This is a genomic window from [Flexibacter] sp. ATCC 35208, assembly GCF_001975825.1.
GTDB lineage: Bacteria > Bacteroidota > Bacteroidia > Chitinophagales > Chitinophagaceae > Chitinophaga.
Window position 1 is genome coordinate 29461 of the sequence record NZ_MTKN01000065.1, and the last position, 18287, is coordinate 47747.

Consider the following 18287-nt stretch of genomic DNA (forward strand, 5'->3'; position numbering starts at 1 on the left):
GCCGGGAATAGATCAATAATTTCAAAATAAATAGAAAAGTTTGTACAAAAAACACTTAACATGAAACCACTAATTGCTTTTAGTGAATTTCAATCATGTTGTAAAATTAATTACTATGTCAATTGAAATTACCTTTTTGGAAAGCAGTATCTGGTTTTCCCAATATAAGCATTAAAATTTCGGCACATCAATGATAAATTGATAGCCAGTTTTAAGTAAAGAAAAGTCCTGTTAAAGCTGTTATATAGGTAGAATAATACATATCGGAAATATGTTTCCCTACGAAGAGTTGGTTCTTTATTTTTTTATTGTTATTTTGACACCTTTTTTGAAGTGATATTTCAGCTTTTTTATGAAACTCATACTTCTGTTAAATTTATTAGCTCCTATATTACGAGATTGTAGACCTGGTTTTAGTTGGAAAACGCAATTTTTTAAATGTCAAACCTGATGCAATGCGTTACCTTTTCTGGATTATTCCGTTTTTACAATCTCTTTCTGTTTTAGCACAAAGCGAACATTATAATTTTTCCAGACTTAATACCTATAACGGTCTGTCACATAATCAGGTGACCGCATTGTTAAAAGATCGGGACGGGTTTTTATGGTTTGGAACTACGTATGGCCTTAATCGCTATGATGGATATTCCTGTAGAATTTTTCGTAAAGATCATAATGACAGTTCTTCACTGAGGGACAACAATATATTGTCACTTTATGAGCTTCCGGATAAAAAACTGTGGGTGTCAACAATGGGCGGTCCCTGTATTTATAATCCGGATACAGAGAAGTTTAATACCAACTATGATAACTATTTACATTCCATCGGTTTGCCATCCGGTGCTATTTCTAATATAGTAAAAGGAAACAACCATAGATACTGGTTCCTGTATGAAGACAAGGGTTTGTTTTTGTACTCGGATAGTGATAAAGTTGTAAAGCCATTTAAGCAGAAAGTTGTTTCTCTTACTGAAAAAATTACTTCCATAAATGAAACAAAGGACGGAAAGTTGTGGCTGGTATATCAATCCGGTTTTTTACAGGAATATGACATCCATCAGGACAAAATAATTTCTTCCACCACTGCTTTACAGAAGCGGCATAAAGGTGATAACTTCTATCGTCTTTTTATAGATAATGATGGCGATATCTGGATTTGGGGGTACAACTTTGGCATTTTTCTTTTTCACCCGGCCGATAATACCATCAGTCAGTTTGATAAGCATTCTTATCCAACCAGATTGAATTCAGAACTGGTCAGCCAGGTTGTGCAGGATAGTAATGGTTTGATCTGGGTCGGAACCGATCATGGAGGGGTAACGCTGATCGATAAGAAGAACGGCCTCAACACCAGTTATCTGGTAAATAACCCCAATGATCCTAAGAGCATCAGCCAAAACAGTATCACTACCATGTATAGAGATGATCAGGGAATTATTTGGCTGGGAACCTACAAGCAAGGCGTGAATTATTATAATAGTAATATCGTTCAGTTTTCATATTATCATCACCAGGAATTAAATGCAAAAAGCCTGCAATTCGATGATGTAAACCGGTTTGCTGAAGACAAGGTAGGTAATATCTGGATTGGTACCAATGGCGGAGGATTGATTTATTTTGACAGGAAAAATAATACTTTCAAACAGTATCTGTACGATCCCCAAAATAGAAACAGCCTAAGCGAAAATGTAATAGTGAGTTTGTGGATAGATGATGAAGATATACTTTGGATAGGAACTTACCTGGGAGGGCTCAATCGTTTCGACGGTGAGAAATTCACCCGATACCGGCATAGTGACAATGATTCTTCAAGTCTGGCAGATGACAAAGTCTGGGAAATTTTTGAAGACAGCGATCGGAATTTGTGGATCGGCACATTGGGAGGGGGACTAGATCGTTTTGACAAACAAACAAATCAGTTTCATCATTATAAAAGTGGAAAGGGAGTTTTACCTTCCGATTATGTTTCCGCTATGATGCAGGATAGAAAGGGCAATTTATGGATTGGGACAGCCTCAGGTATTGGGGTGATGGAAAAGAATAAAACTGCGGCTGTTTTTTATCAGGATACAAATAAGAGGAATAGTTTAAGCGATAATGGTATTATTTGTCTTTTGGAAGATAGTAAGGGACGGATTTGGGTAGGAACCAGAGAAGGTCTGAATTTGTTTGATGATCAAAAAAAGGAGTTTCAGGCATTCACAATAGCTGACGGTCTTCCCGATAATATGATCCTGAATATTCTTGAGGATAACCATCAAACGCTTTGGATTTCCACGCCTAATGGGCTATGTAACGCTATACCGCACCAGGAAAATAACCATGTTGTTTTTTCTGTCATCAGTTATGATGCCACCAATAACCTGCAAAACCGTGAATTCAACGATAACGCAGCATTAAAGACGAGCACTGGCGAATTGATCTTTGGCGGACCCTCGGGCTTTAACATTATTAATCCTGCTCTTATCAATAAATCCGTTTATCATCCTAAGATTGTTTTCACCGGTTTTCAGATATTAAATAAGAATGTTGAACCCGGAGAATCCGTCAACAACCGGGTGCTACTCAAACGTTCTTTATCTCAGCTTCAAAGTATTGACCTGAAATATAAAGAAAATGTTTTCTCTATTGACTTTGCTGCCCTGGATTTTTTTCATAATGCATATGATAAATATGCATACATGCTGGAAGGATTTAATGAAGACTGGTTGTATGCCGATGGCAACCAGCGGAGAGCCACCTATACAAATCTTAATCCAGGTCATTATGTTTTCAAAGTAAAAGTTTTGAACAGGGCCGGATTGTGGAGTGATGTAAAAACACTGCAGATCAATATTGAACCCCCATTTTGGAGAACTTCTATCGCTTATATTATATACCTGTTGATCATTACTGGATTGTTTTTGCTTATCCGGCGTATTACATTAGACAGGATACATATGCGCTTTGAAGTTCGGCAACAACGCACAGAAGCAGAAAGAGCACATGCACTGGAACAGGTAAAGACGAAATTCTTTACCAATGTAAGCCACGAATTCCGCACGCCGTTAAGCCTTATCATAGCGCCGTTGGATAAGATCATTAAACAGACTGTGGATGAAGAACAGGTTAAACAATTAAATCTGGTACAGCGTAATGCTAAACGCTTATTAAATCTTGTAAATCAGCTGCTCGATTTCAGGAAGATGGACGTACAGGAAATAAAATTGCATCCCTCAATAGGTGATATCGTCAGATTTTGCAAGGAAACCAGTGATTCTTTTACGGATCTTGCAGAAAAAAAGACGATCAGATTTTCATTCTCGTCTAACATAGATAGCCTGGAGGTTTACTTTGATAAGGATAAAATTGAAAAGATTTTATTCAACCTGCTGTCCAATGCTTTTAAATATACGCATGATAACGGAACGGTAAGCGTTAAACTGACGTATAAACAACCGGAAAATAGTGAGGGCGATGGAACGCTGGCTATCGAGGTACAAGATTCAGGTATTGGTATCCCCGCGGATCAACAGGCAAGGGTATTTGAAAGGTTTTTTCAGACAGATGTTCCGGAGAGCATGGTAAACCAGGGAACCGGTATAGGCCTGGCCATCACAAAAGAGTTTGTAAAATTACATAACGGCATCATCACTGTTAAAAGCGAACCAGATCAGGGTACCTGTTTCACAGTATTGCTTCCTGCAAGAAAAATATATGTTGCTTCAGGTAGAACCTTAACTAGTCCCATATTCTCAGAAGATGGGGAGCAAATAGTAGTTGAAACGCATAAAAAAGGTGACAGGAAGAAGACAATACTCATAGTTGAAGACAATGAAGACATACGCTTTTATTTAAAGGATAACCTGAGAGGGGAGTATCATATTGAAGAAGCCACAAATGGAAAGGAAGGCTGGGAGAAAGTAAAACTGCTAAATCCTGATCTTGTGGTAAGCGACATCATGATGCCCTTAATGGACGGTGTTGAGTTCGCCAAAAAAATTAAAAGCGAAATGCTCACCGCACATATTCCTGTCATACTGCTCACTGCCATGGGAAGTGAAGAAAAACAACTGGAGGGGTTGAAAGCAGGCGTAAACGATTACATTACGAAACCATTCACCTTTGAGATCCTGGCTTCACGCATTAATAATTTGCTGGCCCAGCAAAGATTATTGCAGAAAAGGTTCCAAAAGCAGATTGAGGTCAATCCCGGAGAGGTAACTATAACCCCCGTAGACGAAAAATTCCTTAAACAGGCATTGGAAATTATTGAAAATCAAATAGACAACGCGGAATTTTCAGTGGATGAGTTCAGTAAGGAAATGTATATGAGCAGGGCTACCTTATACAGAAAGATACATTCGCTAACCGGCAAGTCGCCGTTGGATTTTATACGTTCGATCCGCTTGAAAAGAGCTGTTCAATTGTTTGCTAAAAGTGGATTGTCTATTTCTGAGGTGGCATACCAGGTAGGATTTAATGATCCCAAAATATTCCGTAAGCTTTTCAAAGAAGAGTTCAAAACTACACCTTCCGAGTATGTGGAAAACCTTAAGAATAAAAGTCTTTAATAACCTGTTCATCGAAATATGACCTATGATATTCAGTCATTTGTAACATTTGTCCCCCCTTGTTGAATCATTTGACCCCCCTGTTTCCGACAACTTCAGAATAGCTTTACAATATTCAATCCACGTATATGAAACTACAATTGCTGCTACTTCGCTTGCCGCCCTATGTCTCGTATGGAGACTTATTGGCAAGTCCATCTGCCTATATTGCAGATCCAGATCACCTGTTTCCTTTTTTAATTCCTTTACTTAATCGTTCACCTCAGGTTATTGAATCTGAGGTTCTTACAAATCATATAAGAAAAAGTGACTTATGAGGACAGCGCAAGCCGTTGCCGCACTCCTGTCAACTATGTTCTGACTTTATAAAATGTCCTCCTCGCTGAAGAATGTCAGCAGAGGATCATCATCCACGTACGTTAAAATTATGAAAAATGAAGTCAACCAAAATGATTCGCTTGCGAATACTACCGCTATTGGGTATCCTTTTGGGATTCCTGTCTGGTATAAACCTCTCCGCACAAACAACCAAAATTAATGGTAGAATCATCAGTAAAGATAAATCGTCTCCGATTCCGGGAGCTACCGTTACCTTAAAAAATACAAGCCGTTTCGCTATTACCGATGAAAGCGGAAGGTTTACGATAGATGCTTCTACTGGAAGTGTATTAGTAGTTTCCATGATTGGTTACCAGAAAAATGAAATTGTTGCCAAAACCACCTTCGTCGAAGTAGAAATGACGGAGAATATTTCACAGCTGGAAGATGTGGTGGTAATTGGTTATGGCAAAGTAAAACGGCCAGACGTTACCGGCGCCATCTCTTCGGTTTCCGGTGATGAGATTCGTAAAACACAACCAGTAACCCTGGACCAGGCTTTACAGGGAAAGGTTTCCGGATTAGTGGTTCAACAAATATCAGGTCAACCAGGTGGAGCTGTGTCTGTACAGATCCGTGGCTTGTCTTCTTTTGGCGGAGGTTCTCCGATGTATGTAATAGATGGAATCATCATTGGCAGTACAGCTTCATTGGGCTCGGGAGTGAATCCATTGGCAGGGCTCAATCCTTCTGAAGTTGAGTCTATTGATGTGTTGAAAGATGCATCCGCTACAGCCATTTACGGTTCACAGGCAACAAATGGGGTAATAGTAATCACCACCAAGAGAGGACAGGTGGCTCCGCCTAGTATTTCGTATGACATGTATGCAGGCTACCAGCAAATACCTAAAAAGTTGCCTGTGATGAATTTAAGGGAATACGCAACTTTTATAAATGAAAGAAATACAGGTTTAGGATGGGGATTTGACACCCGGCCGGAATTTGTAAATCCAAAGTACCTGGGTGAAGGCACTAACTGGCAGGAAGAACTTTTTAGAAATGCGCCGATGTCCAACCATACTTTAACTATTAATGGAGGAGATGTAAGAACACAGTATCTGCTGTCAGGGTCTTATTTCAACCAGGAAGGTATTGCCCTTGGCTCCAATTTCAGAAGGATTTCATTAAGACTCAATCTGGACAATAGAACAACCAGTTGGTTAAAGATTGGTACCAGCCTGCAATTAGTTAGTATGAAAGAGAGTGTGAATTCGACCAGTTCGAATGTAATTAACACTGCATTAAGTCAGACGCCCGATATCGCCGTAAAAAATGAGGACGGTAGCTGGGGAGGGGCTTATAATCCGAATGGATGGGTGAATAGTACCGTGAACCCTTATGCGATAGCCCTCATTAATAAAGACCTGGCAAAAAGGAATCAGCTTTTTGGAAATTTATATGCTGAAGTTGCCTTTACCAAAGATCTGAGCCTTCGGAATGAAGCAACAGCAAGCTTTTCGATGGCAACGCAAGATCGTTTTAACCCTTCCTATACCTTTGGCCTTGTAAAAAATAATACCAACAGCGCGTCTTACGAATATTCGCAAAATTTATATACAACGATAAGGAACTTCCTTACCTATGCACATCTGTTTAAAAACAGATACAATGTAAATGTATTACTGGGACATGAAGCGCAACTTGGCACCAGTGAAGGTGTCGGTGCATCCAGATCGAATTTCCCTTCCAATAATGTGCAGGTAATCAGTAGTGGTGATCCAACCACTGCCACCAATAGCGGAAGTAAAGGACAAAATGCCCAGGAATCGTACTTTGGCCGTATTAATTTTGGTATCAATGATAAGTACCTGTTTACTGCCAATCTTCGTGCAGACGGCTCTTCAAAGTTTGCCGTTGAAAACCGCTGGGTGACTACCTACTCAGGCGCATTTGCATGGAAATTGAATAATGAAGGGTTTCTGAAAACAGTAAAGAATATTAATGAGTTAAAGTTGCGTCTGGGTTATGGATTAACGAATAATCAGAATATCCGGGATTATGCCTATACCTCCACACTGGCTACTGTAGCTACCGGGCTGACGGGCATTGCACAGCTTACCCAGAATGTAGGAAACCCTTATGTACAATGGGAGAAAACGAAATATGCCAACATAGGGGTAGACGGAACGCTGTTTAACTGGAGAATAAACTTCTCCCTGGATTTTTATAATCGCAGAACTGATGGTCTCGTCCTGCAGATTCCTTTACCTATGTATTCCGGAACAGCGATTGGTTATTCGCCAGGCTCGATGGACGCGCCGTATGTGAATGTAGGTATGGTGAATAATAAGGGCATCGATTTCAGGATCAGTTCTACCAGTATTAAGACCCAAAATTTTACCTGGAAAACTGACATAACCGTTTCCCGCAATATTAATGAAGTACTTAGGCTCAATACAGATGGCGCTTCACTGGACAAGCAGTACAACAAAACAGTTGTAGGCAGATCTATCGGCGAGTTTTACGGATATGTTATTGATGGAGGCGTATATGCAACCAAAAAAGATTTAGAAACACACGCACGACCCACTAAAAATGGCGTGCCATTGCCAGTAGGGGCTGCCGGCGGAAGCATCTGGTATGGTGATCTGAAGTTCAAAGATCTGAATGGTGACGGCATTATTGATGAACATGATCAAACGTTTCTGGGTTCTCCTATACCGAAATACCAGATTGGTTTCAATAATACTTTCTCCTATAAGAATCTTGATCTGAATATATTTTTTGCTGCAAACGTTGGTAACAAAGTATTTAACCAGCTTCGCGTAAATGGAGAATACCCTGGTACCAGCTTTGGTTATTTCAAGTCATTAAACGACTATGCGAAAGTTACTTTAATTGATCCCGCCGGAGAAGCCACTGATATCAATAACGTAAGAGTGACTAACCCGGAAACAAGGATCCCAGGGCTTAGAAATGATAATACCAATGATAACAACAGGAATTCGGACAAATTCGTAGAGGATGGCTCCTTTGTAAGATGTAAAAATATTTCTTTAGGATATACTTTTTCTGGAAAGCAGCTTTCTAAAGCCAGCATTAAATACCTGAGGGTATATTTCAATGTCTCCAACGCATTTATCATTACAAACTATAAAGGAATGGATCCTGAGATCGGATCATGGGACCCGCTGAGTGCTGGTGTTGACGGCGGTTTTTACCCGCAGCCCCGTGTGTTTACCCTTGGTGCGAACGTAAGATTGAGCAAATAAAATATTCATCTGTTAATATATAGTTATGAGATCAATATTGAATAAAATTATTGTCTTGCTGTTAATTACGATAGCTATGACAGGATGCTCCAAAAGCTTTTTGGATCGTCCGCCCCTGTCGCAGATAAGTGCTGATAATTTTTATCAAACTTCCGATGATCTTCGGTTGGCAACTGCTGCATTGTATGCAGGTACACCATGGGCTGACTGGAATTATAATTGTTATTTACCTGTTGGCGATGTGCTGAGTGGAAATATGGCAGTTAATTTCTGGGGAGATGCTGTACAGCTTAATACTTTTACTATTACCGGATTAAACGGCATCATGATTGCCAACTGGAAAGGAATGTATAAAGTCATTGCATATTGTAATGTTACCATTAATGCTATTATTCAAAAGGCGCCGGCTTCTATTCCAGACGTGGATAAGAATGCTGCTATCGCTGAAGCCCGTTTTATACGTGGATTTGCGTATTATAATCTGGCGGTATTATGGGGAGCTGTACCCGTTATTGAAGATAACAGTAAACTGATTGTATCTCCACTGGTTAACCGTATAAAAACGGAGGACGTATATAAATTCGCTATCAATGACCTGACTTTTGCAGCCGGGCATCTCCCAACTACCGATGCCGCCGGAAGAGTAACTACGTGGTCAGCACAAGGTATGTTAAGTAAGGTTTATCTGACAGCATCCGGATTAAATCAGTCCGGAGGTACCAGGAGCCAGGCTTACCTGGATAGTGCAAGAAAATACGCCGGGAATGTATGTAAGAACAGTGGCCTCGCATTGGTCGCTAACTATGCCGACATCTTTAAAACCCAGTTTAACGACAACCCGGAATCCTTGTTTGCATTGCAATGGGCTCCGGGAGGAGGTTGGCTGGAAGGAAATATGCTGCAGATCTATTCTCCGGGAGGTACAGAAATATCTGCCAATGGCTCGGCGGGCTGGTTTGCTATCGCCCCAACCGTGGATATGTATAATCTTTATGCCACACGGGATTCTATAAGGCGGAAAGCGACTTTTATGATTAAAGGAGATTATTACCCTGAGTTGAACGCAGCAGGCGGAGGATATAAATTTGGGGGAGATGCAGGATTGAAAAAACATGTTATTGGCACAAACAAAGATAACAATGCCCCAACGATGAACCTGACTTCCTCTACAGAACATAATGCTTTATTAAGACTGGCAGATGTTTACCTCATTTATGCAGAATCAATACTTGGTAACAGCAGTGTTACTGCAGACGGCGACGCGCTGCTTTACTTTAACAAAGTTCGTGAAAGAGCCGGAATGGATCCAGCCCCTATGATAGATATTGACAGCCTGATAATTGAGAGAAGAATTGAACTCGCGGCAGAGGGACAATATTGGATAGACCTGGTTAGGTTATCTTATTATAACGCTGCCAAAGCCATCAGCAAATTAAATGGGGAAAGTCGTGTAACATTTTCCATTTCGGATGGTGTGGTAACACCAAAAGATCCATTTGGCGCTGTTACGCCTGCTACCATTCAAAGCTTCACTTTTCCCATACCTTCTTCAGAGGTGACGGCCAATCCTAAACTGCTGGAAGATCCGGTATCTTATTATTAATAATTACTAAAACTATTATACCGTGAATAAAATAATATTCAACCAGAGTTACCCCAGGTTGCTGTTTTGGGTGCTTACTGCTGCATTTGCCCTGCTGCATGCTGCCTGTAAGAAGGATTCTTTGGATGGCGCACCTGTCATAACAAACGTTAGAAATTATGCAGCTTCTCCTGCTGATACGCTTGTTAATTACATCACTACCGGTCAATGGGTAGTGTTGATAGGACATAACTTAAAGGATGCCGTACAGATCTCCTTCAACGGCGTACCCGCCACTATCAATAGCATCATGTTTTCAGATACCAGTGCTACCGTATTGGTACCCGATATAATTCCATTTCCAACAGTGCCTGCGGAAAGCCTGAATACTATCAGCTATGTTACCAAACACGGAACTACCACTTTTTCATTCGCCATCGTGGCGCCTCCGCCCACTATTAGCAGCATTTCCAACGAAAATGCCCACGAGGGGGATTCCGTTTATATCTCCGGGTTAAATCTGTTTTTTATAAACGAAATAACTTTTGCCGGTACGCCAATTACCGAATATACATCAGCCAGTAATGGTACATCCATCGGATTTGTACTGCCGGCGCTTTCACATAGTGGACCCGTAGAGATCAGCACTAAATCCGGTACGGTGTTCACTACCTTTAATGTAAACGATCCTGTGACCGGCGTTCTCTGTGATTTTGATAATATCAATACTTTAAGTTGGGGTACCGGCACAGATAATAGCAGCGTCAATTTCCCAGGTAACAGGGGCTATTATGCTGTGTTAAACAATGATATTCTGCCCGCTGGCGATGGCAACTGGTGGAATTGGCAACGGAGTATAAATACCAACGATGTACAGTGGATTCCTCAGGACAGTTTAGCTGTTCCGGTTGATCAATACGCTATTAAGTTTGAGATCAGTGTTCCTGCTGCATGGACAGGCACTTCTGTTTATGTAGTAAAAGGGAACTCATTTGACTATATGGCTCGCTATGAGCCGTGGCAAGGCTCAGATGGCACTATTTCTCCTTTTACAACAAAGGGTTGGCGTACTGTCACCATTCCATTATCAATGTTCAGGACCAATGACGGTAAAGGTGCGGCAGCTGAAAACCTGACCACTTTGCTGGGCAGTTCGGCCAATGGATCTGTAAATATCCATACCAGAAATTTTTCTGCCTCTCCTTCGGCCTCAGGTTTACATGCCGCCATCGATAATATCAGGGTAGTTAAGATTCAATAGTATCGAAATTTTTAACCAAATATCATAAATATGACAACCAGAGGTTTGTGTGGATTTATCGGATTAATGATTTCCGTTGTAATGTTTTCCTATTGTAGTAAAAAGAGCGTAATTACGCCTGAAGTAGCGGTTTCCTTATCTGAAATTGTTTTTGAGGCAGATGGAGGCGCCTCTGATGTAACGATCTCCAGTAACGTAGAATGGACTATTGATAATCCTGCTTCTGCCTGGTTGGAGTTAAGTCAGTCTACCGGTAATGGTAGCCAGGCTTCCGTCCGGTTGACGACCACGCCCAATACCACTGGCGCGACCAGATCGGCTGTACTGGTGGTGAATGCAGGAAATAGCCAGATGCGCAGGATTAACATCTCACAAGCCAGTAGTTTATATCCTGGCTACAACACATCACCTGCTCCAGCCAATTCAACCGGTATGGAAAGTACCGCAGTACAGTTGGCCGCTAAATTTAAACTGGGCTGGAACATTGGCAATACAATGGAAGCTATTGGAGGAGAAACTGCGTGGGGCAATCCTTTGATTAGTGAAAGTTATATTCAATTTGTAAAACAGCAGGGATTTAATGCCATCCGGCTTCCGGTTTCGTGGAACCAGCATTCCGACAAAGCAACCGCTAAGATCCAGGATGCATGGCTCGACCGGGTAAAACTGGTGGTTCAATATTGTGTAAATAATGACATGTACGTTTTACTCAATATTCACTGGGATGGCGGCTGGCTGGATCACAATATCAACAAGGCAAAGCAGGATTCAGTCAATGCCAAACAAAAAGCATTCTGGGAACAGATTGCGACCACCATGCGTGATTTTGATGAGCACCTGATGTTTGCCAGCGCCAATGAACCTCCGGCTGAAAATGCGGAGCAAATGGAAATACTCACCGGGTATCATCAAACCTTCATCAATGCAGTTCGCTCCACTGGTGGACGTAACAGCTACCGGGTTCTTGTGGTCCAGGGGCCGTCAACGGATATTGACAAAACCAATAACCTGATGAATACTCTCCCCACAGATATCGTGAAAGATCGCATGATGGTGGAAGTCCATTACTATACACCATACCAGTTCTGTTTAATGGAAGAAGATGCGTCCTGGGGTAAAGTATGCTATTACTGGGGTGCAGGACATCATTCTACCATTGAACCTGATCGGAATGCCACCTTCGGAGAAGAAAGTGACGTAAACAAATCCTTTGGTAGTATGAAGACCAAATTCACTGACAAACAAATTCCTGTTATATTGGGTGAATACGGAGCCTACAGGCGAAACGGGAGTAAGTATGTTCCTAAAGATCCAGCCACTCACAACGACGCGGTGGATTATTGGTTAACCTATGTAACCAAACAGGCACTCGCCAATGGTATGAAACCCTTTTTCTGGGATACAGGCGGTGCTTTGGACAGGAGAAATAATACAGTGCTTGATAAACGTACAATTGATGCCCTTGTTGCCGGTGGTCATTAAAAAATCTTCAGATGAATAAATTTTCTATACTTGTTATTATCACCATTTTGATCGTAGGATTGAATGCGACCGCACAGGTAGTCAATCCTTTTTTTCAGGAGAAGAATCTCACAACGACCGGCATCTATTACTATCCTGAGCATTGGAACGAAAACCAGTGGGAGAGGGATATAAAGAAAATTGCAGGTATGGGCTATGAGTTTGTACACCTGGCTGAATTTGCGTGGTTTAAAATGGAGCCGGAAGAAGGGGAATTTGAGTTTGCATGGTTGGATAAGGTGATAGCCCTCTGTACCAAATACAACCTGAAAGTGGTGATGTGTACTCCTTCCGCCACCACGCCAGCCTGGATGAGGACAAATTATCCGGAAACTTTTGTGATGGACGGTCATTATATCCGTGGAGAGCATGGCACCCGTGGATTAGGATCAATCGTTCATCCTGGCTATCGCAAGTTTGTAGAAACAATTGTAGTTGAAATGGCCAGGCGTTACGGACAACATAAAAATGTGATTGGCTGGCAACTTGATAATGAGCCTGATGCCAAACCTGATTACAGTCCGGCTTCTCAGGAAGCATTCAGGCAGTGGCTAAAAAACAAATACAACACCATAGATGCGCTGAATACCGCCTGGGGAACTGCCTTCTGGAGTCAGTGGTACAACGACTTCAACCAGGTTATCATTCCCAATACCACACTGGTGGGCTGGTGGGGCAATAATCCGCATGCTTTGCTTGATTTTAAAAGGTATTCGGCCGACGCCCAGGCGGAATTCCTCGATTTTCAGGCAGTTACACTACGACGCTTCATTTCGAAGGACCAGTTTGTGACGACCAATTATACAGCAGTATCCACGGGTGCTGATCCGCGGCGGACAAAACAGCTGGATTTTGCGACGTATACCGCTTATCCAAATGGAGGTACCCATAATATTGGTGACCTTGGATTCAGGCTGGGAAACAGCAGCGTTATCCTGTTTGCGGCTGAATATTATAAATCAGTAGGGGGCGTGTCGGGAGTAATGGAAATTCAACCCGGCCCGGTAAACTGGGGCAGTTACAACCCATTGCTGTTACCCGGTACTGTACGAATTTGGCTATACCACACTTTTGCAGCGGGCGGAAAGCTTGCCTGTTCCTACCGGTTCCGTCAGATCAATTATAGTGCGGAGCAATACCATGCGGGTGTAATACAAACAGATGGTATAACCCCTTCGCAAGGTGGAGAGGAATACATGCAATACATGAAAGAAATAAAAGAACTGCGGAAACGATATAAGCCTGGAACTTCCATGCCTGAAAAACTGGCTGCCCGGTCAACAGCTATTCTCTGGAACCTGGAAAATTACTGGACGATTGACCGGCAAAAACAGACCTCGCAATGGGATACCTGGAATTATCCGATTAAATTCCTGGAAATAGCAAAGTCATTTGGTGCCCCTGTAGATGTGATCCCGGAGACGGCTGATTTGTCGAAGTACAAATTTGTGATTGTTCCGGCCTACGAGATGGTGGATAGTGCTTTGATAAAGAAGTGGCAGGAATACGCAGCAAACGGAGGGCACCTGATTCTTACCTGCCGTACAGCCACCAAAGATCGCATGGGACATTTCTGGGAGGCCGAATGCGCCGCTCCTATATCAGGACTGATAGGTGCACAGGTGAAAGCAACAGATATGCTTTCTGGTAACGCCAAAGGCGATCTCCTGATGGGTACTACTCATTACAATTGGAATAACTGGGCCGATTTACTTGCACCTGATAAGCATACAGAAACACTCGCCGTATTTGATAACCAGTTTTACAGCGGAAAAGCAGCAGTAGTGAAACATAAGGTTGGCAAAGGTACTGTTACCTATATCGGTGTGGATACGGATGATGCTAAACTGGAAGCGGACATACTGAAACAGATTTATAACAGAGCAGGTATTACCACTGAAAATTATCCCCCTGGCGTATTTGTTTATTGGCGGGATGGCTTTTATGTGGCCGTAAATTATTCTTCGGAGAATTATACAATGAATATGGGGCAAACAGCCAATATTATTGTGGGCGATAAAATATTAGCGCCTGGTGGAGTGCTGGTCTGGAGTGAGTAATTATAACAAAAGTTAAAATATTAAAAAATGAAAGGAATTTTATTGTTATTGACACTACTGCTTTTATCCATTTCTGACATATTGGTTGCCCAAACAAAAAAACAGCAACCGCCAATCATCCCGGAAAGGGTTATCAATATTGATTTCAACAAAACATCAGGAAAGCTGAACACAATGTTTAATGACTGTGTTGGCGCAGGCCGTGCGAACGAAGGACTTCGGGCAGACTGGCAGCAGCAGCTTGCCTATGTAAAAAAAGAATGCGGTTTCAGGTATATCCGTATGCATGGCCTGTTGACAGACGACATGGCGGTTTATACAGTCGACAGTAAGGGCAACCCGATGTACAACTATATGTACATCGATGTTTTATTCGACTTTTTACATAGCATAGGCATGAAGCCCTTTGTTGAGTTAGGCTTTATGCCTAATGCGCTGGCCAGCGGGTCCAAAACTATCTTCTGGTGGCGGGGGAATGTAACCCCGCCAAAGGATTACGAAAAATGGGCCGCATTGGTGAAGGATCTTACCCGGCATTTTACGGAACGTTATGGCGCTGAGGAAGTAAAAACCTGGTATTTCGAAGTCTGGAACGAGCCTAACCTGGATGGTTTCTGGGCAGGAACACAGGAAGACTACTTCAAATTATATACCTACAGCGCGAAGGCTATTAAAAGCGTTAATTCCTCTTATCGCGTTGGTGGTCCGGGAACAGCCGGAGCTGCCTGGGAGCCGGAAATGATTGCCTTTTGTAAAAAAAATAATGTGCCGATAGATTTCATCAGCACCCACGCCTATGGCGTAAAGCAGGGATATCTCGATGAATTTGGGAACTCAGGTACCGTACTTGATAAAAATCCCATGAGCGTTAGCGGGGATGTACTCCAATCGCGGAAGGAAATTGACAGTTCCACTATGCCTCACCTGGAGCTTCATTACACTGAATGGAGCGCTTCTTATACCCCGGCTGATCCTATCCACGACAGCTATCATGAAGCTGCCTATGTGCTGCAAAAAATAAAGCAGGTAGGAAAGGCGGCCAATTCAATGTCATATTGGGTATTTACTGACATTTTCGAAGAGCCAGGACCGCGTTTTACGCCGTTTCATGGAGGCTTCGGTATGCTGAACACACAGGGCATCAACAAACCGGTGTTCTATGCATACCAGTTTATGAACAGGCTGGGGAGTATTGAATTGGTCAATAACGATTCCACTTCATGGGTATGCAGGGATTCCACAGGAAATATCCAGGCGCTGGCATGGGACTTTACCAATACTCATCCAGGAGATTCCGTACATAACCAGCAATATTATATCCGCGATCTTCCTTCAAAATCAAAAGGAAAACTGAAGGTAAATATTGTAAATGTGCCTGATGGGATGTATGCACTTGAAATATATAAAGTAGGCTATCATAGCAATGATGCATACTCCAGTTATCTCGCCCTGGGCAAGCCGGTACAGCTAAACAGACAGGAAGTAGAACAAATAAAGAAGCAAAACGATGGTTCGCCCGTTACCAGGGAAATGATTGCTGTAAAAGCCGGCGTCCCTTTTACAAAAGAGTTGGAGATTCGTGAGAACGATGTTTTCTTTTTGAATATGATCAAACTTTAATGATATAAGTATTAAACGACGCCGTTCCAGGTTGATATTGCGGCAGAACTATTGGATGAAAATTCTATTGCAAACAATTAGTAAAAAAACAAAACAATGCGTAAGAAAACCATATTGCTTTTGTTGTGCCACGTTATACTTTATACAGCCATTGCACAAAATGTTACCATTTCAATTAATCCGACTCAAAACAAACGTTTGATTTCCCCATACATATATGGCCGAAACGAAGGCTTTGATAAGGCGGTACAATTTTATAAAGACGCAGGTTTACGTTTTGCCCGTATGAACGGAGGCAATAACGCAACATGTTACAACTGGCGTAAAAAAATTACGGTCCATCCGGACTGGTATAATAATGTGTATGGAACGGATTGGGATGCATACGCACAAAACATTGCGGCCAATTATCCTGATATACAGGGCATGTTTGCCTTTCAATTACTCGGTAGAGCTGCATCCAACACCAATAACAACTTCGATGATTGGGCTTACAACCAATCCCAGTATTGGGCCGGGGTTGGTCAGAATTTAGCCGGCGGAGGTGTACCCAATACGCAGGACCCTTCCGGTAAGGCGTTGGTAGAAGGCGATGTTAATTTATTTACACAGCTATGGCCTGCCGACTCTTCTGTGGGAATCCTTAATCACTGGTTTGGAACCAATGGTTTAGGACTAAACAAAAATAAATTTTTATATTGGAATATGGATAATGAAGTAGATATCTGGAGTGGTACCCATGATTATGCCATGCCAACGCAGATTTCTGCCGCAACTTTTATGGATAACTACATTACACTGGCAAAAAAGGCCAAAGCTTTATATCCTGATATTAAGCTCTGCGGACCTGTTACCACTTCGGAATGGCAATGGTACAAATGGTCAAATGAAAGTATTTACGTAAATGGCAGGTATTATTGCTGGCTTGAGTATTTTATAAAACGCCTTGGAGATGAGTATAAAGCAACCGGTATCAAGCTGGTTGATGTAGTAGATATTCACAACTATCCCTGGTATAATAGCGATGACGATGCTGCACTGCAGGGGCACCGGATTTATTATGATACAACATATGACTATCCGGGTTCAAACGGTATTAAAACACTCACTGGCGGATGGGATGCCTCATTGACAAAACAATATATATTCAAGCGTATCGAGGGCTGGCTGACTGAACATTTTGGCGCGAACCATGGCATCACATGTGGTATAAGCGAATGGGGGACCATGTCAAGCAGTAACCCAAGCCTTGAATCTGTAATATATGCTTCGCATCTTGGCACATTTGCCAACAATGGCGTTGAATTCTTTTCTCCCTGGAACTGGTCTATTGGCATGTGGGAAACATTGCACCTCTTTAGCAGGAATGCAAAGAAATATAGTGTTTCAAGTACTTCCTCACTCGAAAATACTGTATCTGCTTACTCTTCTGTAAATGAAAATGCCGACTCTTTAACCGTGATACTCGTAAACCGTGATAGGACTAATTCCCGCACTGTTACCATCAATTTAAGCAATTTCGATGTTGCCAATGGAAATTACCAAACGTTGCAGTTGTCATCTTTACCGGCAACGGAAAGTTTTGTATCGCACACGCAAAATGCCCTTCAACAAAATACAGTAGCGGCAAACTCAAATTCAATTACCATCACTGTGCCGGCTCTTTCTACAACGGCAATGCTGCTGAATAAAGCCACTGTTCCTGTTACTTACGTGACAATGGCTAACCGTGCCACCGGATTACTGATGGATGGTATGTACAGGTACTCCGATGGATCCAATGTGGGGCAATGGAGTAACAGCGGCAGTGATGCACAGCAATGGTCCCTGGAAACTAACGATGGCTATGTAAAGATTAAAAACCGTGCTTCAGGCCTATATCTTGATGGCATGGGCAGAACGTCCAATGGCTCTATAGCGGGACAATGGAGCAATAGTAACAGCTATAACCAGCAATGGCAGCAGATTACATCAGGAAGTTATATCAAGCTGAAGAATCGTGCTACCGGATTATACCTGGACGGCCTGGGCCAGAATACCAACGGCACTGATGCAGGGCAATGGTCAGAAAGCAGCAGTAATAGAAGTTGTTTATACTTT

At 42.2% G+C, this 18287-nt stretch carries 8 protein-coding genes; all 8 read left to right on the forward strand.

The annotated features are described in order from the left end of the window. The first annotated feature begins 455 nt into the window (after positions 1-455). Positions 456-4553: a two-component regulator propeller domain-containing protein gene (locus BW716_RS28785; protein WP_083729526.1), complete on the forward strand. Its 4098-nt coding sequence runs from the start codon at positions 456-458 to the stop codon at positions 4551-4553. Positions 4554-4987: 434 nt separating this feature from the next. After that, positions 4988-8143, forward strand: a complete 3156-nt coding sequence (locus BW716_RS28790; protein WP_083729527.1) for a TonB-dependent receptor — start codon at positions 4988-4990, stop codon at positions 8141-8143. Positions 8144-8219: 76 nt separating this feature from the next. After that, positions 8220-9746: a RagB/SusD family nutrient uptake outer membrane protein gene (locus BW716_RS28795; RefSeq protein WP_235643970.1), complete on the forward strand. Its 1527-nt coding sequence runs from the start codon at positions 8220-8222 to the stop codon at positions 9744-9746. Between the two features lie 22 nt (positions 9747-9768). Continuing rightward, the gene (locus tag BW716_RS28800; protein WP_083729529.1) at positions 9769-10986 is read left to right on the forward strand and encodes a glycan-binding surface protein; all 1218 of its coding nucleotides are present in this window, start codon (positions 9769-9771) and stop codon (positions 10984-10986) included. 30 nt (positions 10987-11016) lie between these two features. After that, on the forward strand, positions 11017-12468 hold the full coding sequence (locus BW716_RS28805; protein WP_143709093.1) for a cellulase family glycosylhydrolase: 1452 nt from the start codon (positions 11017-11019) through the stop codon (positions 12466-12468). Between the two features lie 11 nt (positions 12469-12479). Then, on the forward strand, positions 12480-14567 hold the full coding sequence (locus tag BW716_RS28810) for a beta-galactosidase (protein WP_083729531.1): 2088 nt from the start codon (positions 12480-12482) through the stop codon (positions 14565-14567). Between the two features lie 27 nt (positions 14568-14594). Next, positions 14595-16187, forward strand: a complete 1593-nt coding sequence (locus tag BW716_RS28815) for a glycoside hydrolase (RefSeq protein ID WP_083729532.1) — start codon at positions 14595-14597, stop codon at positions 16185-16187. Between the two features lie 96 nt (positions 16188-16283). After that, a partial coding sequence (locus tag BW716_RS28820) for a glycoside hydrolase family 44 protein (RefSeq protein ID WP_083729533.1) occupies positions 16284-18287 on the forward strand: 2004 nt, incomplete at its 3' end.